Genomic DNA, 456 nt, shown 5'->3' on the forward strand with positions numbered 1-456 from the left:
TGCCCGATGAGTTGCCGGTCATCGAAGCTGTTGGCGAGCCAAGCGGATTGTTCATCGCGGCGGGTCTCAGCGGTCATGGGTTCGGTATTGGTCCGATCGTTGGGAAAACCATCTGCGATCTCATCGTAAAAGGCCGAACCGGCTACGACCTTGCTCCATTTAGCTCGCGCCGCTTCAATGGTGGCTAGAATGGCGGATCGAGCTTCGAAGACTGCGCCCAAGGCCGTCATCATTGACGTCGTCCTGGCCGACGGCTTCTCGATGCTGACGACGACGCTGATCCTTGAAGCGCTGCGCTTCGTGAATCTGGCGCATCGTCGCAAAGCCTTCGACTGGGTGATCAAAGGTATCCAGTCGGACGCACCGCGGGCTAGCAATGGATTCACGATCGCGGCCCAACGCCGCTTCGACAGCGATGCAGACCCGGCCGAGATCGTGGTTCTCAACGCCTCCTAC

The 456-nt window shown here is 59.4% G+C and carries 2 protein-coding genes; both read left to right on the forward strand.

The genetic code is table 11. The annotated features are described in order from the left end of the window. A partial coding sequence (locus tag EOA29_RS40005) for an FAD-dependent oxidoreductase (protein ID WP_127222584.1) occupies positions 1 to 188 on the forward strand: 188 nt, incomplete at its 5' end. Position 189: 1 nt separating this feature from the next. Further along, positions 190 to 456: hypothetical protein (locus tag EOA29_RS40010; protein ID WP_210213241.1), on the forward strand; the 267-nt coding region annotated here is incomplete at its 3' end.

It is taken from the genome of Mesorhizobium sp. M1E.F.Ca.ET.063.01.1.1, assembly GCF_003998155.1.
Lineage (GTDB): Bacteria > Pseudomonadota > Alphaproteobacteria > Rhizobiales > Rhizobiaceae > Mesorhizobium.